This window comes from Paenarthrobacter sp. PH39-S1 (assembly GCF_030063245.1).
Classification (GTDB): Bacteria; Actinomycetota; Actinomycetes; order Actinomycetales; family Micrococcaceae; genus Arthrobacter_M.
On the sequence record NZ_JASISR010000034.1, the window covers coordinates 17485 to 36986 of the forward strand.

Annotated in this window: 25 protein-coding genes and 1 pseudogene; 11 read left to right on the forward strand and 15 right to left on the reverse strand. The window is 63.4% G+C overall.

Translation table 11 applies throughout. From position 1 onward, the window contains the following. The first annotated feature begins 139 nt into the window (after positions 1 to 139). The gene (locus QMG52_RS17665) at positions 140 to 2260 is read left to right on the forward strand and encodes an aminotransferase class I/II-fold pyridoxal phosphate-dependent enzyme (RefSeq protein ID WP_283561744.1); all 2121 of its coding nucleotides are present in this window, start codon (positions 140 to 142) and stop codon (positions 2258 to 2260) included. Between the two features lie 8 nt (positions 2261 to 2268). Then, on the forward strand, positions 2269 to 2742 hold the full coding sequence (locus QMG52_RS17670; RefSeq protein ID WP_283561745.1) for a hypothetical protein: 474 nt from the start codon (positions 2269 to 2271) through the stop codon (positions 2740 to 2742). 9 nt (positions 2743 to 2751) lie between these two features. Here the strand turns inward: QMG52_RS17670 and QMG52_RS17675 are convergent, their stop codons facing one another. The 6 genes from QMG52_RS17675 to QMG52_RS17700 all read right to left on the reverse strand — a co-directional run bounded on the left by QMG52_RS17675 (position 2752) and on the right by QMG52_RS17700 (position 7427). Beyond that, complete coding sequence (locus QMG52_RS17675) at positions 2752 to 4080, reverse strand: NAD(P)/FAD-dependent oxidoreductase (RefSeq protein ID WP_283561746.1); 1329 nt, start codon at positions 4078 to 4080, stop codon at positions 2752 to 2754. Between the two features lie 195 nt (positions 4081 to 4275). Further along, the gene (locus QMG52_RS17680; RefSeq protein WP_283561747.1) at positions 4276 to 5034 is read right to left on the reverse strand and encodes an SDR family NAD(P)-dependent oxidoreductase; all 759 of its coding nucleotides are present in this window, start codon (positions 5032 to 5034) and stop codon (positions 4276 to 4278) included. Positions 5035 to 5138: 104 nt separating this feature from the next. Next, entirely contained in the window at positions 5139 to 6065 is a 927-nt protein-coding gene (locus QMG52_RS17685; protein WP_283561748.1) for a diacylglycerol/lipid kinase family protein, read from the reverse strand. A gap of 172 nt (positions 6066 to 6237) precedes the next feature. After that, entirely contained in the window at positions 6238 to 6411 is a 174-nt protein-coding gene (locus QMG52_RS17690) for a hypothetical protein (protein WP_283561749.1), read from the reverse strand. A gap of 4 nt (positions 6412 to 6415) precedes the next feature. Continuing rightward, complete coding sequence (locus QMG52_RS17695) at positions 6416 to 6775, reverse strand: J domain-containing protein (protein WP_283561750.1); 360 nt, start codon at positions 6773 to 6775, stop codon at positions 6416 to 6418. Between the two features lie 229 nt (positions 6776 to 7004). Further along, positions 7005 to 7427 carry an Hsp20/alpha crystallin family protein gene (locus tag QMG52_RS17700; protein WP_283561751.1) on the reverse strand — a complete coding sequence of 141 codons (423 nt, stop codon included), beginning with the start codon at positions 7425 to 7427 and terminating at the stop codon, positions 7005 to 7007. Positions 7428 to 7583: 156 nt separating this feature from the next. Between QMG52_RS17700 and QMG52_RS17705 the strand changes: the two genes are divergently transcribed. Together QMG52_RS17705 and QMG52_RS17710 are read left to right on the forward strand one after the other, a co-directional pair. Beyond that, entirely contained in the window at positions 7584 to 7970 is a 387-nt protein-coding gene (locus QMG52_RS17705) for a MerR family transcriptional regulator (protein ID WP_283561752.1), read from the forward strand. Positions 7971 to 8107: 137 nt separating this feature from the next. Further along, the gene (locus QMG52_RS17710) at positions 8108 to 8335 is read left to right on the forward strand and encodes a hypothetical protein (protein WP_283561753.1); all 228 of its coding nucleotides are present in this window, start codon (positions 8108 to 8110) and stop codon (positions 8333 to 8335) included. A gap of 109 nt (positions 8336 to 8444) precedes the next feature. Here QMG52_RS17710 and QMG52_RS17715 read toward each other — a convergent pair whose 3' ends face one another. The 4 genes from QMG52_RS17715 to QMG52_RS17725 form a co-directional block, all read right to left on the reverse strand. Beyond that, the gene (locus QMG52_RS17715) at positions 8445 to 10157 is read right to left on the reverse strand and encodes an ABC1 kinase family protein (RefSeq protein ID WP_283561754.1); all 1713 of its coding nucleotides are present in this window, start codon (positions 10155 to 10157) and stop codon (positions 8445 to 8447) included. A 5-nt stretch (positions 10158 to 10162) separates the two neighbouring features. After that, a complete protein-coding gene (locus QMG52_RS17720; RefSeq protein WP_283561755.1) occupies positions 10163 to 10705 on the reverse strand; it encodes a PadR family transcriptional regulator in 543 nt (180 codons plus the stop codon). A gap of 124 nt (positions 10706 to 10829) precedes the next feature. Then, a complete protein-coding gene (locus QMG52_RS22000) occupies positions 10830 to 11051 on the reverse strand; it encodes a VOC family protein (RefSeq protein ID WP_349361752.1) in 222 nt (73 codons plus the stop codon). Continuing rightward, complete coding sequence (locus tag QMG52_RS17725; RefSeq protein WP_349361753.1) at positions 10970 to 11269, reverse strand: VOC family protein; 300 nt, start codon at positions 11267 to 11269, stop codon at positions 10970 to 10972. Before QMG52_RS17725 ends, QMG52_RS22000 begins: the two co-directional genes overlap by 82 nt. A gap of 102 nt (positions 11270 to 11371) precedes the next feature. Here QMG52_RS17725 and QMG52_RS17730 point away from each other — a divergent pair, with 102 nt between their 5' ends. Beyond that, positions 11372 to 11611 (forward strand): hypothetical protein, encoded by a 240-nt coding sequence (locus QMG52_RS17730; RefSeq protein WP_283561756.1) that lies wholly within the window; start codon positions 11372 to 11374, stop codon positions 11609 to 11611. Between the two features lie 107 nt (positions 11612 to 11718). On the opposite strand, the gene QMG52_RS22410 is transcribed toward QMG52_RS17730, so the two are convergent. Further along, positions 11719 to 12096 carry an aspartate/glutamate racemase family protein gene (locus QMG52_RS22410; protein ID WP_502920562.1) on the reverse strand — a complete coding sequence of 126 codons (378 nt, stop codon included), beginning with the start codon at positions 12094 to 12096 and terminating at the stop codon, positions 11719 to 11721. Between the two features lie 433 nt (positions 12097 to 12529). Here QMG52_RS22410 and QMG52_RS17735 point away from each other — a divergent pair, with 433 nt between their 5' ends. The 4 genes from QMG52_RS17735 to QMG52_RS17750 are packed head-to-tail and all read left to right on the forward strand — an operon-like array spanning position 12530 to position 14913. Further along, the gene (locus QMG52_RS17735; protein ID WP_283561757.1) at positions 12530 to 12883 is read left to right on the forward strand and encodes an ArsR/SmtB family transcription factor; all 354 of its coding nucleotides are present in this window, start codon (positions 12530 to 12532) and stop codon (positions 12881 to 12883) included. Continuing rightward, the gene (locus QMG52_RS17740; RefSeq protein WP_283561758.1) at positions 12873 to 13346 is read left to right on the forward strand and encodes an SRPBCC family protein; all 474 of its coding nucleotides are present in this window, start codon (positions 12873 to 12875) and stop codon (positions 13344 to 13346) included. Before QMG52_RS17735 ends, QMG52_RS17740 begins: the two co-directional genes overlap by 11 nt. Continuing rightward, on the forward strand, positions 13343 to 14176 hold the full coding sequence (locus QMG52_RS17745; protein WP_283561759.1) for an alpha/beta fold hydrolase: 834 nt from the start codon (positions 13343 to 13345) through the stop codon (positions 14174 to 14176). The genes QMG52_RS17740 and QMG52_RS17745 overlap by 4 nt, the downstream gene beginning before the upstream one ends. Positions 14177 to 14205: 29 nt before the next feature. After that, complete coding sequence (locus tag QMG52_RS17750; protein WP_283561760.1) at positions 14206 to 14913, forward strand: DUF998 domain-containing protein; 708 nt, start codon at positions 14206 to 14208, stop codon at positions 14911 to 14913. Positions 14914 to 15012: 99 nt separating this feature from the next. On the opposite strand, the gene QMG52_RS17755 is transcribed toward QMG52_RS17750, so the two are convergent. From QMG52_RS17755 to arsB, 3 genes are read right to left on the reverse strand one after another with little or no spacing between them, the layout of a single operon-like run. Then, positions 15013 to 16335 (reverse strand): FAD-dependent oxidoreductase, encoded by a 1323-nt coding sequence (locus QMG52_RS17755; RefSeq protein WP_283561761.1) that lies wholly within the window; start codon positions 16333 to 16335, stop codon positions 15013 to 15015. After that, the gene (locus QMG52_RS17760; protein WP_283561762.1) at positions 16332 to 16781 is read right to left on the reverse strand and encodes an arsenate reductase ArsC; all 450 of its coding nucleotides are present in this window, start codon (positions 16779 to 16781) and stop codon (positions 16332 to 16334) included. The genes QMG52_RS17755 and QMG52_RS17760 overlap by 4 nt, the downstream gene beginning before the upstream one ends. A gap of 4 nt (positions 16782 to 16785) precedes the next feature. Continuing rightward, positions 16786 to 17913 (reverse strand): ACR3 family arsenite efflux transporter, encoded by a 1128-nt coding sequence (arsB, locus tag QMG52_RS17765; protein WP_283561763.1) that lies wholly within the window; start codon positions 17911 to 17913, stop codon positions 16786 to 16788. 98 nt (positions 17914 to 18011) lie between these two features. Here arsB and QMG52_RS17770 point away from each other — a divergent pair, with 98 nt between their 5' ends. Both QMG52_RS17770 and QMG52_RS17775 read left to right on the forward strand, forming a co-directional pair. Next, the gene (locus QMG52_RS17770) at positions 18012 to 18362 is read left to right on the forward strand and encodes an ArsR/SmtB family transcription factor (RefSeq protein WP_283561764.1); all 351 of its coding nucleotides are present in this window, start codon (positions 18012 to 18014) and stop codon (positions 18360 to 18362) included. Positions 18363 to 18397: 35 nt separating this feature from the next. Beyond that, positions 18398 to 18871: a GNAT family N-acetyltransferase gene (locus QMG52_RS17775; RefSeq protein WP_283561765.1), complete on the forward strand. Its 474-nt coding sequence runs from the start codon at positions 18398 to 18400 to the stop codon at positions 18869 to 18871. 447 nt (positions 18872 to 19318) lie between these two features. Here the strand turns inward: QMG52_RS17775 and QMG52_RS17780 are convergent. Further along, positions 19319 to 19502: pseudogene (locus QMG52_RS17780) on the reverse strand (hypothetical protein); the annotation flags it as partial.

The following is a 19502-nucleotide window of genomic DNA, read 5'->3' on the forward strand; positions in this document are numbered from 1 at the left end:
CGTGTTCACATATTCGTATAGCGATCGTATATAGGAACAAACGCGGGGGGTGGCCGGAACGAGAGCCCGGGACGGCACCGCCGCCCACACCCCACCTGGCGCCTCTACACCACATTCCCCTAGCCGGAAGGCCCACCTAATGACCATTGCTGAACGCCCGTGGCTGAACCGTCTGCAGCCCTATCAGCCGGGGAACCGAGCCCCGATCGCGGACGGATCAATGGCATCTAATGAATCCCCCTTGGGAGCCAGTCCCGATGTCGCGGCGGCAATCTGCGGTGCGCTGGCGCAATCACATCGTTACCCCGACCCGCTGGCGCAGGAATTGAGGTCAGAGCTCGCGTCGCTGCATCACGTTGCCCCGGACCAGATCCTCATCGGCAATGGTTCCGATGAGCTGATCTTCCTGCTCGCCTCGGCCTACCTTGCCCAAGGAGGCCATGCCGTCTGCGCAGCACCCCCTTATCAGATCGACAGGATCAGTACCTATGCGGTCAACGCCCGCCTGACACAGGTGCCGTTGCGCGATTGGGCACATAATCTGGAAACGATGGCTGCCGTTGACGCGGATATCGCCTATATGGTTAACCCGCACAATCCGACGGGAACGGTGTGCACACCGGCTGATATCCGCAAATTCGTGGCGCGAAGCCCGGCGCGGCTCGTGGTCATTGATGAGGCGTATATCGATTTCACCGATGATCCGAACGCCCAAACTTCCATCCCGCTCGTGGCGGGCGGAGGGGTTGCCGTCCTGAGGACCTTCTCCAAGATTCATGGACTGGCCGGGCTGCGGGTGGGCTACCTCGTGGCGGAGCGGGAGGTCATCGCGACACTGCAAAAGATCCGGCCGCCGTTTTCCGTCAGCTCGGTGGCGCAGGCTGCTGCCCTGGCGGCTCTGCGGGACCCCGCACACCAACTCGCCGTGCGCGAACACACGCTGCGCATCCGCGCCGAAATGGTCCTCCTGCTTGAACAGACCGGTTACCCGGTTATCCCTTCCCAGGCGAACTTTCTCCTCGTCCAGACCATTGACGAGACGGAGTTCGTCTCAGCGGTGCTCAGGCATGGAATCTCGGTGCGCCCGGGAAGCAGCCTGGGCCTACCCGGGACCGTGCGGATCAGCGTGCCCACCCAGCGCGGGCTGGAACTGCTGCGAGGTGCCCTGCCTCCCGTCCGAGAACTGCTACAACCGACCGCCGCTGCCAGCGGCCCTGTTAGAGGAGAGTCCATGTTTATCAAGAATGCCTGGTACGTCATCGCTTCATCTGACGAAATTGTCCACGAACCGATGAAGCGCACCATACTCGGTGACGACGTCGTGCTCTACCGAAAGCTCGACGGCGGCGTCGTCGCCCTTGACGACCGGTGCGCCCACCGCGCATACCCACTCTCGGCAGGCCGGCTTGTCGGCGACAACATCCAGTGCGGCTACCATGGGTTCGAATACAATTGCGCCGGAATCTGCGTCCGGGTCCCAGCTCAGGAACGCATCCCGGAACGTGCGGTGGTGCAGGCCTTTCCCGTCGTTGAAGCTCACCGCTGGGTGTGGATATGGATGGGGGATCCGGAAAAAGCCGCGGCAGTTCCCGTGCCCGATACGCACTGGATGACGGATCCGGCCTGGGACCGCGTGACCCACACCAGGCTCTTTCACAGCAGCGCGGATTTGATCCACGACAATCTGCTGGACCTTACCCATGAGAGTTTCCTGCACCAGTCCACCATCGGCGATGAGGCCGTCTACGAAAACGGCATCACCGTCGAAGTTGATGTACAGACGGTCAGCGTTGACCGATGGATGCCAGGGTGCCACCCGTCACCCCTGTTTGAAAAGGCCACCGGGTTGACTTTGGTGGACCGCTGGCATACTACCGAATTCCAGATCCCCAGTTTGCACGTGATCCACGCCGGTGTGGTGGAGCCCGGCGGGCGCCGCGAAGACGGACATCTGCTCACGGTGCTCAATGCCATCACTCCGGAAACCGAGAACACCGCCTGGTACTTCTACGCATTCTGCCGCGACTTCGCCGTTGGTGACGAGGCGATGAACGAGCTGCTCCAACAAAGCCTGGGCGAAGTCTTGACCGAGGACGAAGACGCCTTGGCTCTGCAGCAGGAGCGAATGGAAACCCGTCCCGCACGTCTTCCGGATGTGCTGATCGCCCAAGATGCCGGGGTCGCCAAGGCCCGGAGGATCCTGGCGCGGATGCTGGCCGCAGAAGCCAAGGAATTGGCCAATGCGGGGCAGCTGCCGTGAGGCTGGTCTTGAGGGCAGGGTCCCATCGCGAGGTTGCCGACGGGGCCCTGGAAGTGGCCGCCTCCCCCGACACGCCGCGCCGGGAACGGTGGCAATGGGACATCCGCGTGTTTGAAGCCGCCACTGCGCCGAATGGAAGTCAGCGCCAGGGCGTTCCGGTCAGCGCCGACCTTGGGCGTGGCGATGGCTCGGCATCGCGCATCGAAGTGCGCGCCGACCCTGAACTGGTCCGTGCGGAAATTCAGGTACGTAGCGTCGGCACCGGCTTCGACGTCGAACGAGAGTTGCAGGAGGTGGTGGCCGTCATCGTCGGATCCGGCTCGGCGCTGGCCGAAGGCCGTCGCCGGCTTCGCGAATTGGATGCGCTCATTTTGGAGGGCGATGATCCATACTTCCTGCGGATCGAGCCAGGGTCTGACATCGATGCCACCGTCGCCGTGATTCGACTCAAGGGCACCGGCTCCATCGGCTGGGTGCCCTGAGCGGCCTATTTAGGCGCGTCCTCTGAGGATGAGGTGCCAGTAGACCCGAGGGAGAATATTGCGCTCCAGGATCCAGGTGGAATGGTGCTCCTTCATGCTGCCTTTCCACGGTAACGTCGGTTTGGGCCTGTGCAGGTGGTCGAATTCGGCGAAGACCACCGTGGATCGGGAAACGGTGAAGGGCGTCGCGGAGTAATGGTTGTACTTATGGCGGGGGGCCCTTCCCTTGCTGGCGGCCTTGAGATTTTTCGCCAGGGCCAGGGTTTGTTTCCGCAGCGATGCGCCCGACTTGAAGTTCTTGGTGCCGGCTGCGTCGCCAAGAGACCAGATGTCCCGGAAGCGACTGTGCTGCAGGGTTTCCGGGTTCACGTCCACAAAGCCGCCCGGGTCCCCGGGGCGGGTCAGGCCACTGGTCCGGAGCCAGTCCGGTGCCACCTGAGGGGGCACCCCATGAAGCAGATCGTAGCGAAGGACCTCGCTGCCTGCTGCCACTGACTCGGCCCGGGCGGCCGGGTTGGTCACCGGTGAGATCGTCACCGGTGAGATCGTTACCGCTGAGATCGTTACCGTCTGCGCGGCGCCGTCGACGTCTGTGACCTCACTGCTGCAGCGCAGCTCCACCCCATACTCGTCGATCTTCCGATTCAATTCCTGGTCCACCACGTCCACTCCGTAGACGGTGGGAGTCGGCACCACCATGACCACGCGGATATCGTCGAGGACACCTTCCTGCCGCCAGTAGTCGCAGGCAAGGTACATGATTTTCTGGGTGGCCCCGTCACACTTCACTGTCCCGGACGGCATGGTGAAAACGGCCGTCCCGCGCTGGAGTCCGCGGACAAGGTCCCACGTCTTCGGGGCCAGCTCGAACACGTAGTTGGACGACGCGGAGGGAGTGCTCATCGCCTCGGCTAAGCCCGGCACCGCATCCCAGTCCAACCGCATGCCCGGGCAGATGACAAGCTGACGGTAGGCCAGCATCGTCCCCGAGGCGAGTTGAACGGTTTGCGCGTCCGGCGCGATATCCACGGCCGCGTCGCGAATCCAACGCACACCCTTGGGCATGACGTCAGCCTGCGGCCGCACGGCCTCTTCCGCCCGCGCCGTTCCGCCGCCGATATGAGATAACAGCGGTTGATACAGGTGCCTGTCGCTGGGCTCGACGATCACGATGTCCCTGAATCCGTATCGGTGCAGCCGCGCGGCCAGCGAGATGCCGGCGTTCCCGCCACCGATGATGACGACGTCATGGTCTTCGGCTCCATCGCTCCCCGGGACGGCCGGTGACCCCGCTGCAGGATCAGCATCAAGTGTGCTTGACCAGTAACTGGAAGCCATGGGTATTCTCCCTTGTGAGTCAGTCTGCCGCATATCCGTCGAGCCTACGTGAGGATCGGCAGCGACAGAAGGGCGGGACGCCCGGAACGTCTGCGATGCGCCAACAACTTTCAAGCCTGCTGGATGCCGCTGACTCCAAGGCAGCGCGCCGCGGACGACCGTTTCCGCACCGAACCGGAGCGAAATCTGCCGTGCTCAGGCAACGACCGAGCCGCCCGCTACGTCGAGTGTTGTGCCGCTGATCCAGTCTGAGCCGTCGGAAGCCAGGAACAGCGCGGCGTCAGCGACGTCGTCGGGGGTTCCGAGGCGTTGGATCGGGTGGGTCTGGCGGAGCCGTTCCTGAATGGCCGCGGGGATCCGTTCCCGGTTGCGTTCGGTCAAGATGGTCCCTGGGGCAATACAGTTTACCCGGACGCCGGAGGGGCCGGCTTGCAGTGCTACCTCCTTGGTCAGCAGCTCGATGCCAGCTTTGGCAGCGGCGTAGGCGACCGGCGAGCCGACGGTGGGGTGGCGAGCGGCCGACGATGACATGGTGATGATGATTCCCCGGTGGCGGTCTTTCATTCCAGGGAGGAATGCCTTGATGGTGAAGAAAGTGGTGGTGAGGTTGGCGTCGATCGAGGCGCGCCACCCATCCCCGGTGATGTCCTCGACCGGCCCGGGAGGGATCGGGTTCCCTCCTGCGTTGGCGACTAGGATGTCGATCGTCCCGAGATCGTCCTCGATAGCCGAGCGCATCGCCTCGATCTGTGCGAAGTCAGCCAGATCGGCGACGACCGAGATTGCTTGCCCACCCGCCGTCGTGATCTGCTCCCGAACTGCAACGGCGGCTTCGTAGTTGCGTCCATGTACGGCCACGGCCGCGCCCTCGGCGGCGAAACGGCGCGCGATTGCCGCACCGATACCTCGCGAGCTTCCGGTGACCAACGCAACTTGGCCCTGCAACTGCGTCATACTTCTGCGCCCATCCTCTCCTATTCCAATGTTTGGCGATCAGGTCGCGAAGCGCAACCGCCCCGGCTAACCAAACCGCTGGCGTCCGCGGAGCGAGGGGTCCCTCATGGCGCTGTCATCCTGATGGTCAGTGCCAGCGGATCCACGGTAACCCGCAGGTGCGTTGCCTGGCCCAGGTGATCGCCGTCGAGTTGGAATTCCTGCGGGCGGTCCAAGGTGATGTCCGCGGTCATGCCCGAAAGGCTCCGCACCGACCGGTTAGTGCTCTTGTTCTTGCCTAGCACCCCGGCGACAACGCCGACCCAGCCAAACCAGCCGCGGGGGGCGAGTGTCAAGAGATCGAGGATGCCGTCGGTGTTCACAGCCCCCGGAAAGATCTCCACCCCGCCCATCAACTTTCCGCAATTGCCCACCATGACACCCCGGACCTTGCGGTGGTTCTCGGCCTTGCCGTCAACGCTGATTCTGGCGGTCACCGGTTTCCCCGACAGATTGCGGATGCCGGACTCGACGTAGGCAAGCCAGCCCACGCGGTCCTTGAGGCCATCGACTGCGTCGGCCATGATGGATGCATCGTAGCCCAGCCCGGCTGCGACGAGAAAAATCCGTCCCTGCTCCTCGTGGTCGACCATAGCCTGCACGACGTCGATCTTGGTCTCGGTACCGTGCAGAACGTTGCGGGCTGCGGTCACTGGGTCTGTGATGAAAATGCCGAGGTTGCGGGCCAGCAGGTTACCCGTTCCCAGCGGCACCAAACCCATGGCGGTATCCGTGCCGGCAAGGACCCCAGCGACACACCGGACGGTGCCGTCCCCGCCGGCGGCAATGACAACATCGACGCCGGCATCAAGGGCCTCCTTGGCCTGGCCACGGCCAGGGTCGACCTCGGTGGTTTCCAGCCACAGAGGCTCGGCCCAGCCAGCGTCCGCGCACAGCCGGAAGAATGTCGGTTTGAAATTCTCGCCCGGGGACTTCGTCGGATTGATGACCACGGCGGCACGCTTGCCCCGCCGGGGATGGGTCTGTGCCATGTTGTCCTTGCATGTTGGGAATGTCGAGCAACACTGAATCCTAACCCGGAGGGACTCCTGCGGGGGGATGGGAACCGAGCTTGGTTGGTGTCCCGGCTACCCCACTGGGCATGCGCCGTGCAGAGAATTCCGCATCGTCCGTGGATTTCCGCATCGTCCGTGCTCGCGGGTGTCAATGGTTTTCGGGGCCGTAGATGAAGGCTTTGGCGTGATTTGCCGCTTTTTTGAAGGCGTCGTTGCGCAGTGTGACGTCCTGACTCTGTTGGGATTCGATGTAGTCGGTGATTCCGGGGCGCAAAAGCCAGATATCGCCGGCCGGTGGCAGATAGAACAATGCGAAGGCCATGCACTCATTGAGATAAACCTCCTGGCCGCTCCCACCGCAGTGGACCGACGATTATCTGGGGCTGCCCGGCCGCTGCTCCGGCCCTGGCCGGCCGCGCCCCGGACGAGCGACCCCGCGCTGCGCCTGTTACCCTGCGGCCGTGGTCGTAGAGGGCCCTTTGCACCGGGTCGGCCAGAACAGCATGCGCGGCCATTATTTCCTGCAGTGCCTTACCTTCAATGGCCGCATCGGCCGGCGTAGCCGGCAACGGGCGCGTGTCCGGATGATAGCGGCGCAGCAGGGACCCGTACGCGCGGCCGACTTCACCGGCGGTGACTTCCGGGCCGATGTGCAGCACGGCATAGAAATCCGGCAATCCCGACACGATGGCTCACACTTCCTCTCGGTGTCGGTAGTGGGTGAACGTAGAGGATGGGGTGGTCCCCGGCCGTGGGGGCCGGGGACCGTCGGGTGCGGGAGGCAACGCCAAGACAGTATTCGCTGCACGTGCGGCGCGCTGGCGTGGGTTTGAGACATCCGCCCGTCCCCATGCGGGCCTTTGCGTGGCCTTCCCGGCCTGGATAAACTCCTGGCTTTTCTTCCCGTCCCCGTGGTCAGGCCTTGATGGCCTGGCGGTCAGCGGCTTTGGTGGCGATGGAGATCTTGCGAGGCTTGGCCTGCTCCGCTACGGGGATGCGAAGTGCCAGCACGCCGGCGTCGTAACTGGCCTGGATGTTTTGGGTATCCAGGTTCTCGCCCAGTATCAGTTGGCGGCTGAACACCCCGCGCGGCCGTTCGGCGGCGAGCATCTCCTTGTTCCCGTCCAGAGCGGCACGTTCGGCCCTGACGGTGACCACGTTGCGTTCCACATCCAAATTGATCGACTCCGGACTGACGCCTGGCAGGTCAAACTCGACTTCAAACATGTCGCCCTCACGCCACGCATCCATCGGCATGGCTGCCGGGCTAACCGCGGTCCCCAGCACCTGCTGGGCGAGCCGGTCGAGTTCACGGAACGGATCTGTACGCATCAACATGGCTATTCACTCCTTTACTGGTGCCACTTGATTTTAATGTCACTTGATGCCATCTTTACTTGTTGTTTCCCCACCGCTACCTATCGTGGCGGGTATAGATTTTTTATAACATGACTGGCACACTGGTGCAAGGGGTTTTTTCGTGAATCGTCGTTTATGGGAGAACGCAGTCTGGGATTGGGGCGTAAGGTGACCGGGGATCCACAGGCGCGCGGCGTCTACGCCATCTCCGTTGCGGCTGAACTCGTCGAAATGGGTCAGCAGAACCTCCGCCTCTACGAACGCAAGGGTCTTGTGGAGCCGGGACGCACCGAAGGGGGAACCCGTCGGTACAGCGACAACGACCTGGTGACCCTGCGACGCATCGCCGACTTGCTCGCTTTGGGACTCAACCTCTCCGGCATTCGACTGGTCCTGGCTCTGGAAGCGGAAAACAAGGTATTGCGGACAGAACTCTCACACCGTCCGGCGGGACCGGGCACCGAGCCGCGCACCGAGCCGCGCACCACGGCCGGCCCGCGCCGCCAAACCCGCCGCCGCTAGCGATCCCGCGCAGGTGCGCGTCGCCCTGGGATCCAGCGATCCAAGGCGCCATGGCACTGATCTATCCCGGGTCGCGGGCGATCCCCCGGACCGCCACTGTCGCCGCCGGCATGGTGGCATGACAGGTCCTCCGCGACGTGGCCGTCGTGTGGGCGGAAGGTCCCAACAACGAGCTCGAGCTGACCGGCGAGGTCTCCGGGTCGTGGCGGCTGGGCCGGACGGGCGGCACTGCGGTGCGGGTCACTGCTGATGGAGTGGACTTCTGCCGCCGCCTTTCCGGACGCCCACCCGACACCGGGGTATCCCTGGAGGCCGGCGATGCGGAAGTCTTGGGCCCAGTGGAGGCCCTGCAAGTCCTGTTCTAGCCCGCCCATGTCGTCAGCCAGCAAGTACCGACTTGGGAACGTTGTGCACCGGTCTTCGGGGCGACCGACTGTGCCGCCGTCGTCAACCGTGTCTCGGCTCCCGGGCTCCTCAGTGGCGGGGCCGCCCCACCCACACCCCATGCAGCAGCGGAACCACCGACACGATCATCAGCCCACTGCCGAGCACCGTGTCGTCGGCGCGGACCACGGAACCGGCGATGAGCAGGGCGCCGAAGATCAGTGCCGATCCCGACCGCTGCACCATTCGGTTAAGCCGTGCCACCTGCCGCTCCAGGCGCGGGCTGGCCACCGACACGGAACCGTCCTCGATGCGGGTGACAAGCCCATCCAGGCGTTTGGGCAGACGAAGGCTGACCCCGGCGGCCTCGAGCGCCTGCCGGGCCAGATCCTGAACGATGTTGCCGCTCTCATCACGCAGCAGCTGCGCCGCGTAGGGTTCAACCGAATCCCACAGATTGAACCGGGCGTCCAGCGAGCTGCACACACCCGAGGTCAGCGACATCGCGCGGATAATGAGCAGGAAGTTCTCCGGCAACTGGAACGGCAACGAGCGAACCACGTCACCGAACTCCACCCCAAAATCACGGAACTCCCGCGGGTCCACCTCGCGAAGCTCGGCGAAGCCCATCCCGCCGAACCGGGCGAAGAGGTGCGTCATCGCCCGCTCCAGTTCGGCAGTGTCGGCCGAGGGCACCAGCACACCAACGTCGCTGATCGCGCTCACCAAGCCCTTACCGTCACGCGAGGCGGCCGCGATCAGCAGCTTCCGCAGGCCGCTGCGCGTGCCGGGCGGAACCTCGCCCATCATGCCGAAGTCGATGAACGTCAGCTTCCATGGGTGGTCTTCGGATGAACCGGTGCCCGGGGTGATGAAGATATTTCCGGGGTGTGGATCGGCGTGGAAAAAGCCATTCGTGAACATTTGGTCGAACATCACCGACGCGAATACCGGGGCTACCTGCGACGGATCGATGCCCGCCGCACGCAGTGCCTCCGAGTCCGTGATCTTGATGGCCGTGACATCTTCCAGGGTAAGCACGCGTCGGGTGGTCCGCTCCCAGACAACGCCGGGCACGCTTACTCTGTCGTCGTCGGCGAATTCAGCGGCAAAGCGCTCGGAATGCGCCGCTTCCTGAAAGTAGTCGATCTCCTCGAGACTGGTCTGCGCGAACTCCTCGACCAAGGCGGGCATGTCGGCGCGGTTCGAGACGAGGCGCACGTGGCTGAGCCAGCCGCCAACCTTGCGCAACGCAGCCAGATCGACGTCGACAATCGCATCGATGCCCGGTCGCTGCACTTTCATCACCACGGACTCGAGTCCGGTATCCGCGGCATCGGCGGAACGAAGTTGTGCCCGGTGCGCCTGCCCGAGGGATGCAGCGGCGACGGGCGTTTGATCGACCCACGCGAACACCTTCTCCAGCGGCGCGCCCAGCTCCGCCTCGGCGAGGGTGCGGATGGCCGGGAACGGGACGGCGGGCACCTCGTCCTGCAGTCCTGCCAGTTCGTCGGTGATTTCCGGCGGGAGCACATCGAGCCTGGACGAGAGAAACTGCCCGACCTTGATCATCAGACCACCAAGGTCCACCGCGAGCACATGGAAGCGCTGTGCGAAGCGCCGCATCCGTTTGGTCCGGGTGCGTTCGGCAATCTTCACCAGCCCAACGCGGGGCAGGAAGAGCTCAAACCACCAGGTGACGGCAAGATGCCACGCGGCGAAGCGCAGGATGCGGCGGTAACGGGCACGGGTGTCCCCTGCGCCGGGTACCGGATCTGCCCGGTCCCGACGAATCGACGTCACCCCCGTCAATCCTGGGCGAGGATTGAATACAGCCGACGACGTGCCTCGTCGAGTACCGTCACGGCTTCCTTCACCTGCTTCGAAGTACCAGTGCGGCCCACTTGCGCCGCGGCCTGCGCGAGCTCGATGCCAGCCTTGGGCAGCACCGCGAAGCCGGTGCCCGATGCTGGACCCGGTGTCTCCCAAGGCGCTGGCGCATCGCCACCGGCTACCTCCTCCCGGCCTGCCTCGGTCAGCGAGTAGATCTTACGGCCGTTGGATTCCTCGGCAATGATGAAGCCCTCGTCGGCCAGCAGCTGCAACGTTGGGTACACGGAACCGGCGCTGGGCTTCCAGCTGCCGCCGCTGCGCTCCTCGATTTCACGGATGATCTGGTAGCCGTGCATCGGCCGCTCCGCGAGCAGGGCCAGCACCGCCGAGCGCACCTCGCCTCGACCTGCACGGGTTCCCGATCGCTTCTCAAACTTTGATCGCAACTCCTCAACGGCCTGCCACACGCCGTCGATGTTGGGGACGCCAAATCCGCCTGCCTGGTATGAATTATGCATTATGCTCTCCTTGAATGGATCGCGAACGATATACAACGATAGTTAACGATATGCCCCCATATGCTCCAAAAACAAGGGTGCCGGGCCGACGCCGCCCCCTCCTCAGCGGTTCTGGCGGCTGCAGTTAATCGAGGCAGAACTCGTTGCCCTCCGGATCGTGCATCGTGATGAAGCCAGACGTCATCGCCGCCTTGTCGGGCTCGACCCGATAGGCACGAGTCGCACCGAGCGTCTGAAGACGGTTGGCTTCGGTCTCGAGGGCGCTCATTCGTTCGTCGCCCTCAAGGCCGGGCGCCACACGGACGTCGAGGTGGAGCCGGTTCTCGACGGTCTTGTCCTCGGGCACGCGCTGGAAGAAAACGCGGGATGCGTTCCGTCGACGGGGAGGATCGCCGGGCGCGAGTTCCACTGGTCGCGCGGCACACCGAAAGCTTCTAGGGCCGCATCCCATGATTCGAATCCGTCGGGCGGCGATTGCACCTGATAGCCAAGCACCTCGGCCCAGAACGCCGCCAAGGCAGCAGGATCGGCGCAGTCAATCGCGATCTGCACGTCTTTCGTCATGGGGCCCACTCTCGCACGGATACGGCAATACTTTGAAGACCAAAGACGTTATTGGGCTGTGCGTGCGGGAGCATCACGAGCGGCGAACTGTACAATCGGCGCATGGTGACGATTCGTGAAGAACCGGACTGCGGAAACGCCACGCGGAAGAAGATTCTGCGGGATTTCGGACGCGGAGCGAGCGTTGACGGTTTCTTCGATGTGGCAGACGGAACGAGACGGGGGTTCGGTCATGTCCTGCGCTTTGCCGGCGCAGCCAAGACCGCGAAGATCGTCGGCGTGAAGAGCCACGTCATCAACATCACGGATGAGTCAACAGCTGCACTGACGGCACAGCTTTAGCAACGCGCTGGCACGCCTTGGTCCACCGACCCCAGGCCCCTTCGCGTGGCTCAAGCGTTTCCAGAATGAGTTGGCAGGCACTGGGTAAGGGTTCAATAATGGCAGCACTACGTTCTTTGGATAGCCGTCGGGCGGTTTCGCTCAGTGGCCCGCCAGCGATAATTACAGCCTGGGCACCGTCTGCAACTGACCGACGTACTGCCTGCAGCTCCCGGAACCGGGCTTCTGCATTTTGCAGCCAGCGTGAGCGGATCCGACTCCGTCAGTCGCACTCCGCAGAAGTACTTGGTCCGTTGGTGCTCCATCACCAGCTCCGTCAAGGACGTCACGAGAAGTGGTGTAGTGGTCGCCATACCGAAGCGTCTGCCATGCTGGGACGCCGCCAGAATCGCGGCTTCCCCGATCCCCACCACGGGGATGGTTAATTCCCCGGAGAGTTCGGCCCGTCCGGGGTAACCGATGGCGGCAACGATGATTGCTATCACGCGAGACCCGTCGGGACCGGACAGACCTTCACCACCTAGAGAACGTGGACTCTTGCGGCCGCCACGTTCTCTGGGTTAATCAGCATCCCAGGACCCTCCAACGCCGTGATGCCCACGACCTTCTGGACACAGGCTACCTCTTCACCTTCCACACGTGGTTTGCCAAAGGCTTCCGGAGGACTCAACGACAATGCCGAAGACCAAGAGGGCCCGCCTAGGTTCGCGGCGGGCCACACTTCCTTAGTGACCCCTGCCAGCCGCCAGGACGCCTGGTGTCCCGCTGCGGATCCATACACTCGTAACGAACCCGTGGAAACCAAAAGGCCGACTCTGACCTGCCCTGCTCATGGCTACGGAGCGACCGGTTGACGTCCGGTACCGCAGAGCCTAATCTATCAACATAAGATTATACAACGAAAGGCTTATAGAATCAGTGAGTGATACTCTTAGCTCCGTTTTCGGCGCACTGGCCGACCCAACGCGGCGTGCGATTCTGCAGCAACTCATGCTCGGAGATGCGCCCGTCGCAGAGTTGGGCCGCCCGTTCGACATGAGCCAGCCCGCGATTTCCAATCACCTTCGGGTTCTGGAAAAGGCCGGCCTCATTTCCAGAAGGAGGGTCGCAACCGCGCGGCTAAGTCACTTAGAGGCGAGTCGATTGAAAGAGGCCAATGAATACGTCGAGAGATACCGACGCTTTTGGACAGAGTCGTTCGATCAGTTGGACGATGCCCTCCGGACCTTCCAGTGCCTGGACGATGAACCAGGGGTCGAACATGACGCCTAACGACCGGACCGAAGTGACAAGCCGGGACGTTTTCATAACCCGCGCGTTCAACGCCCCGCGGGAACTCGTGTGGCGTTTCTGGACCGAGCCCGCAGCGTTGGCCTCCTGGTTTGGCCCCACCGGGGTTTCCGTTCCCGTTGACAGCGTCCTGATCGAACTGGTGGAGGGCGGCCGGTGGGAATTAGCGATGCGCAATGACGAGACCGGCGAATTGAATCCCATCCGGGGAAAGATCGTCTCGTTCAAGCGTACCGAGCACCTCGAAATAAAGATGGACGCAGACGCGACCGGCGGAGCACTTCACGACATCCTCCTGCGCGTGGAGTTTCACGACCATGGCAGCCGCACCCTCGTCACTCTTCACCAGGGTCCCTTCACCGCAGATCTTCGCGATCTCACGGCGGAGGGCTGGTACCTTTCATTCCATCAACTCGACATCCAGCTGAAGGCCGCAACGAAATGACCAAGAACACGAACATCGGAACTGTCCTTACCGTCGTTTCGCTCGACGGGACGCGGATTTCTGTCGAACGACTTGGCGCCGGGCCGAGCCTGGTTCTCATAGACGGCGCGTTCTGCGGCAGATCGTTTGGCCCCGCGCGGGCCCTCGCTGCGAAACTCGCGGATTCTTTCACCGTCTACTTCTACGACCGCCGAGGAAGAGGCGACAGCGGTGACACGATGCCCTACGCCGTGGAACGAGAGATCGAAGACCTCTCGTCAGTGCTGCGGGAAGCTGGCCCGAACTCCTACGTCTACGCGACCTCGTCTGGCTCCGCGCTCGCGCTCGAAGCCGCCGCGTCCGGTGTTAAGATCCGGCGCCTGGCTACCTACGAAGCTCCCTATACAGGCGTCGGCGTCAAAGATGGTGTTCCGGTCGATCACCAGGCACGCCTCGAGGGCTTCCTCCAGGCAGGGAAACGGGGAGCCGCGGTGTCGTACTTTCTCGTGAAGATGATCGGGGTTCCGGCGTTTGTCCCCCTCATGCTGCACCTCATGCCGGGGGTCTGGAAGAAGCAGACCGCCGCCGCCAACACCCTTCCCTACGACACTGAAGTCATGAACAACTTTTCGGCCCCGCTGGAGAGATTCCGCCGGATCTCCGTTCCGACTCGCGTCATGGTCGGAGGGAAAGCCGGTGCGGCGATGACGGACGCGCAGGCGGCGGTGGCGGCCGCCATTCCAGACAGTGAACATCGGGTCCTGGAAGGGCAAACGCACCAGGTGAGCCCGACAGTCATCGCCGCGCAGCTAAGAGAATTTTTCGCAGACGAATCGGCCCGGCGGCCCTAACATCGAAATTCCCCGGAAGAGGCATTACCATGGCTAGATCCAGTGTGGGTTCGGCGAACCCATCAACGTCAGATACCCTCAGCAACTTGGACGCGACAACGCGGGGACTACTCGCCTGCGGGGTCGCAGCGGGGCCACTGTACCTCGTCGTCGGCTTCGCTCAAGCGTTCACGCGCAAGGGCTTCGATCCCGCGCACAACGACCTCAGCGTCCTCGCCAACGGCGCGCTCGGCTGGATCCAGATCGCCAACCTGATCATCGCCGGTGTATTGACTCTCCTGTGCGCTGCCGGACTGCGTCGCGTGCTTCGTGGCGGGAGGGGCCAGCTCTGGGGGCCGCTGCTGATCGGAGTCTTTGCCGTCGGACTCATTGGGGCCGGGGTATTCGTCGCAGACCCGATGAATGGATTCCCGCTCGGCACTCCAGCGGGCCACCCGACCAGCCCCACCCTGCACGGGTTCTTGCATTTTGTGACCGGCGGCATCGGATTCATCGGATTCATCGCCGGTGCTCTCGTTATCTCCCAACGGTTCTTTGCCACCGGTGAACGCGTCCTCGGCTGGTTCTCTGTCGTCACCGGAGTGCTGTTCTTGCTCGCTTTCGTCGGTATTGCGACCGGTTCGACCCGGGCTCTCATCGTTCTCGGCTTCACAGCCGCCGTCATCCTCGCCTGGATCTGGCTCGCTGTGGTTTCGGTGCGCTTCCGCAAGCCGGAACGTCTTTCTCCGGACACCTGAATAGCCTGAGCGAGCTGTGGTTTACCGAGGTGGAGGCCAGCGGCGGCGGGAGCTAATCACCGGGCGGTTGGACCAGATCCTGAAGAAGGTGGCTTCTCATCACCCGGCAGCAGCCCGACATTCCACAGCCTCACCGGCGGGTGTGTCGCAGCTGCCGCCAGGATCGGTGGAGCACACGCCGGTTTCGGGCAGCTCCAGATGCACGGCGTCTGCGGATTCGGCGTCGCCGGCGAGCGCGGCAACGATGGACCGGACCTGCTCGTAGCCAGTGGCCAGCAGGAAGGTCGGGGCGCGGCCGTAGGACTTCATCCCGGCAATGTAGAAATCCTTCTCCGGGTGGGCCAGCACCTTCGCGCCGTGGGCCGGGACGGTGCCGCAGGAGTGGAACTCAGGGTCAATGAGTGGTCCAAGCTCCCTTGGTGCCTCGACTGCGGGGTCAAGTTCCAAACGGATTTCCCGCAGGATGCCCAGGTCGGGGCGGAAACCGGTGGCCGGGATCAACAGATCCACAGCCAACGTCACCGGACCATCCGGCGTCGCGCCGGTAACGGCCAGGCCGTCCCCCACCGCGAAGGAAGTGGTGGTGAAGGAGGTGTGCAGCTCGATGTACCCGTCTTCAACGAGTCGGCGCAGCCGGGTGCCGAGCTGGCCGCGAGCCGGCAGAGCGTCAAGGTCTCCCCCGCCATACAGGCGGGAAGCGTCCGAGCCTCGGACTGCCCAGCTGATCCGTGTACCCGGTTCATTCTTGGCGAGCTGCCCGAGGGAAATCAGGATGTTGGCTGCCGAGTGACCGGCCCCGATGACCAAAACGTGCCCGCCGGCGAACCGGGCTCGGTCGGTCCCAGTCACATCGGGCAGTGGCCCGGTAATCAAACCGCGTTCAACGGCCTGGCCCTCGCCAAGGGCACCCAGACCGGCCTGTCCGAGCGGGTTGGGCTGGGCCCAGGTGCCGGAGGCGTCAATCACGGCGCGCACCTGATGGTCCGTCACGGTTCCGTCAGCCAACTCCACCCGGACCAGAAAAGGCCTCCCACCGCGGCCCCGGGAATGGGTCTTGTCCATGCCTACGCGGCTGACAGCAATGACCTTGGCGGATGTGTGCAAGACGGACGCGATAGCCGGGATGGCGGCCAATGATTTCAGATACCCTTCCACGAGCTCGATCCCGTACGGCAGGGAGCTAAGCCGGGGCTCGGCCCACCCGGTGGGCGCGAGCAGCCGCCGGGAGGCCGGGTCAATGTTGTGCTGCCACGAAGAGAACAAGCGAATGTGTCCCCAGTTCAGAATGGCCGCCCCGACGTCCTCCCCCGCTTCGAAAATGATGGGGGTCAGGCCGCGTTCGATCAGGTTTGCTGCCGCGGCCAGGCCCACCGGGCCGGCCCCGATGATGGCAACAGGCAGGTCAGGTGGCTGTTTCGTCATGGTTTTGGTTCTCCTTCAGGAGATTCCGGAACCGGGAGCAGCTCGCTGATGAGCGCCCGAACGCGGGACTTAATGTCGTCGCGGATGGGTCGGACGGCATCCACGCCCTGCCCAGCGGGGTCTTTCAGTTCCCAGTCCTCGTAGCGTTTGCCGGGAAAGATCGGGCAGGTATCCCCGCACCCCATGGTGATGACGACGTCTGACTCCCGCACGGCGTCGGTGCTGAGGACCTTGGGAATTTCCGCCGACATGTCGATGCCGTCCTCCGCCATCGCGGCCACGGCGGCAGGGTTGACCAACGCGGCGGGTTCGGAGCCGGCCGAACGAACCTCGATGGCCCCGCCGGAGAGCGCGGTGAGGTAGGCGGCAGCCATCTGTGAACGTCCGGCGTTGTGCACGCAAACGAACAGGACGGACGGCTTTTTGGTGGTACCGGTGGCGCTCATGACTTCAGGCTCCTAACGAAAAATCGCGGGACGTTGGGCAGGCTGACAGTGGCTCGTGGGTGAAGAATCGTGTACGCGCCCACAGGGCGACGTAGACCAGGGCAATAAGGACCGGCACCTCAATCAAGGGACCGACGACTCCTGCCAGAGCCTGGCCGGAGGTGACCCCGAAGGTGCCGATCGCGACGGCGATGGCGAGTTCAAAGTTGTTGCCGGCCGCGGTGAACGCCAGGGTTGTGGTCTTGGCGTAGCCAAGGCCCAGCGCACGGCCGATGCCCATGCCGGCACCAAACACCACCACAAAGTAGACCAGCAGCGGCACGGCGACGCGGACGACGTCGAACGGTTGGGACGTGATGGTCTGCCCTTGCAGGGCGAAAAGCAGTGTGATGGTGAACAACAAGCCGTAAAGGGCCCACGGTCCCAGCCTTGGCAGGAACGTCCCCTCGTACCAGTCGCGCCCCTTGGCCCTTTCACCCATGGTGCGCGTCAGGAAACCCGCCAGCAGCGGAAGTCCCAGAAATACCAAGACGGAAATGGTGATGGACCAGAACGAGAAGTCAGCGCTGGTGACGGGCAGGCCCAGCCAGCCAGGCACGACCTGGAGGTAGAACCAGCCCAAGGCGCCGAAGGCGAGAACCTGAAAAACGGAGTTGATGAAGACCAACACGGCGGCAGCTTCCCGGTCCCCGCACGCCAGCTCGTTCCAGATCATCACCATGGCAATGCAACGGGCCAAGCCCACAATGATCAGCCCGGTCCGGTACTCGGGCAGATCGGGAACGAAGATCCAGGCCAAGGCAAACATGAACGCCGGCGCCAGCAACCAGTTCAGCACCAGCGAGGTGATCATGAGCCTGCGGTCTGCCAACACGCGGCCGGTCTCGTTGTAGCGGACCTTCGCCAGCACCGGGTACATCATCACCAGCAGGCCCCCAGCGATCGGCAGCGATACGGAGCCGATCTTGAGCGCGTCCAGCACGGTGTTCAGGCCGGGAATGAATTTACCCAGCAGCAGCCCGACTGCCATAGCCGCGATGATCCACAACGGCAGAAATCGATCCACGGTGGAGAGTTTGCCCAGGACGGCAGCCTCTCCGGTAGAGGAAGGGGCGGTGGTCTGGATACTCACAGGGCTCCTAGGCAGATCAACATGAGATTGATGGTTATCGATACAGAAAGTATTGTCCTCCATATCGACAGCTGTCAATCTATGCGCATAATGGATACATGGACACTGCAGCAGCGATCGAGACCGCCGAGGATCAGCTCTGCTGCGAGCCGCGCGGACTCCCGGTCCTCAATGCCGCCGAAGCGCACGAAGCGGCACGGATCCTCAAGGCCCTCTCCGACCCGAACAGGTTGCGGCTGCTCTCGATCGTCAAGGCAGGCGACGGCGGCAAAGCCTGCGTGTGCGACCTCACCGAACCCCTCGATTTGGGCCAACCCACCGTCTCCCATCATCTCAAGATCCTGGTCGACGCCGGATTATTGGAGCGCGAAAAACGCGGCACGTGGGCGTACTATTCTTTGGTGCCCGGTGCCCTCGAACGGGCCGCCTCGCTGATCACGCAGCTTTGACCATAAATCGTCGCCCCGGCATCCAGGTGCGCCGCATGGCTGATGGCGACTGGGAAGCAGTCCGGCGCATCTACGGCGAGGGGATCGCCAGCGGCAACGCCACCTTCGAAGCACTCGTGCCGACGGAGTCGGAGTTCCTGTCATCGCGCATACCCGAGCTTTGCCTCACTGCAACTGACGGCGGTGCCATCATTGGCTGGGCAGCGGCATCACCAACCTCTGCCCGAGGTGCCTACCGCGGCGTCGTTGAACACTCCATTTACGTTGACCCAGAGCAGGCAGGCCGTGGCATCGGCCGCATTTTGCTCAGCGAACTCATCCACAGTGCCCGTGCGAACGGATACTGGACCATCCAATCCGCGATCTTCCCGGAGAACACCGCCAGCCGCGCCCTGCATCGCAAGGCAGGATTCCGTGAAGTCGGCCGACGTGAACGCATCGCCCTGATGGCCCACGGACCTTGGGCCGGACAATGGCGTGACACCATCCTCTACGAGCTCCGCCTCTAACAGCCACGGCTGACCTTCGATCAGTAAGACTGGCCTCTGACCACCAAGCCCGCGACCACGAGCCTCTGACCGCGTAACCGAAATCAACTACGAAACTGACTCAATAACTCGACGTGCGCGTGAACAAGCTCGTATCGGGTCGTCTCATACCGTCCCTTGGCCCTGGTTCCCGGCGCCCAATTACCGATAGCACCCGCGTCCCGTAAGCCGATGCAGCAGCGCCGCGCTAGTCCCCGGCGGAGTCTTCAGAGTCCACGGGTTTTCCAGGTTCCGGCTTCTCCCCACTTCACGGTTTCCCTTAGGCATCCTTATCCTCGTCGTCGAACCCGGCCGTCATCCTACGCGAGTGCCCATGCTCTGGATACAAACAGGTGGCCGCCGACAGCAGGCCCCCGTCAAGGAATCCGTTTTGTTCAGGCAACGCAAGTACGTCACCGCTGCCACAATTCAGGAAGCAGTAAGTCGGCTGGACCGGTCATCTTCGTTCGGTGGGGCGCCAACAATCGGGCGGTCCAGCCCCAGATGACCGCGCAGCGTCGAGGCGGTGTAGCGGGTGCGGAAGAGTCCCCGGCGCTGGAGGACGGGGATGACGTCATCGACGAACTCGTCCAGGGAATCGGGCAGCAGCGGG

Bases quoted from the DNA above. Each gene is read 5' to 3' on its own strand.
- QMG52_RS17665 (WP_283561744.1), top strand. From the start codon at position 140: ATGACCATTGCTGAACGCCCGTGGCTGAACCGTCTGCAGCCCTATCAG.
- QMG52_RS17675 (WP_283561746.1), bottom strand. From the start codon at position 4,080: ATGGCTTCCAGTTACTGGTCAAGCACACTTGATGCTGATCCTGCAGCG.
- QMG52_RS17680 (WP_283561747.1), bottom strand. From the start codon at position 5,034: ATGACGCAGTTGCAGGGCCAAGTTGCGTTGGTCACCGGAAGCTCGCGA.
- QMG52_RS17685 (WP_283561748.1), bottom strand. From the start codon at position 6,065: ATGGCACAGACCCATCCCCGGCGGGGCAAGCGTGCCGCCGTGGTCATC.
- QMG52_RS17690 (WP_283561749.1), bottom strand. From the start codon at position 6,411: ATGGCCTTCGCATTGTTCTATCTGCCACCGGCCGGCGATATCTGGCTT.
- QMG52_RS17700 (WP_283561751.1), bottom strand. From the start codon at position 7,427: ATGTTGATGCGTACAGATCCGTTCCGTGAACTCGACCGGCTCGCCCAG.
- QMG52_RS17705 (WP_283561752.1), top strand. From the start codon at position 7,584: ATGGGAGAACGCAGTCTGGGATTGGGGCGTAAGGTGACCGGGGATCCA.
- QMG52_RS17720 (WP_283561755.1), bottom strand. From the start codon at position 10,705: ATGCATAATTCATACCAGGCAGGCGGATTTGGCGTCCCCAACATCGAC.
- QMG52_RS17725 (WP_349361753.1), bottom strand. From the start codon at position 11,269: ATGACGAAAGACGTGCAGATCGCGATTGACTGCGCCGATCCTGCTGCC.
- QMG52_RS17730 (WP_283561756.1), top strand. From the start codon at position 11,372: ATGGTGACGATTCGTGAAGAACCGGACTGCGGAAACGCCACGCGGAAG.
- QMG52_RS17740 (WP_283561758.1), top strand. From the start codon at position 12,873: ATGACGCCTAACGACCGGACCGAAGTGACAAGCCGGGACGTTTTCATA.
- QMG52_RS17745 (WP_283561759.1), top strand. From the start codon at position 13,343: ATGACCAAGAACACGAACATCGGAACTGTCCTTACCGTCGTTTCGCTC.
- QMG52_RS17750 (WP_283561760.1), top strand. From the start codon at position 14,206: ATGGCTAGATCCAGTGTGGGTTCGGCGAACCCATCAACGTCAGATACC.
- QMG52_RS17755 (WP_283561761.1), bottom strand. From the start codon at position 16,335: ATGACGAAACAGCCACCTGACCTGCCTGTTGCCATCATCGGGGCCGGC.
- QMG52_RS17760 (WP_283561762.1), bottom strand. From the start codon at position 16,781: ATGAGCGCCACCGGTACCACCAAAAAGCCGTCCGTCCTGTTCGTTTGC.
- QMG52_RS17770 (WP_283561764.1), top strand. From the start codon at position 18,012: ATGGACACTGCAGCAGCGATCGAGACCGCCGAGGATCAGCTCTGCTGC.
- QMG52_RS17775 (WP_283561765.1), top strand. From the start codon at position 18,398: ATGGCTGATGGCGACTGGGAAGCAGTCCGGCGCATCTACGGCGAGGGG.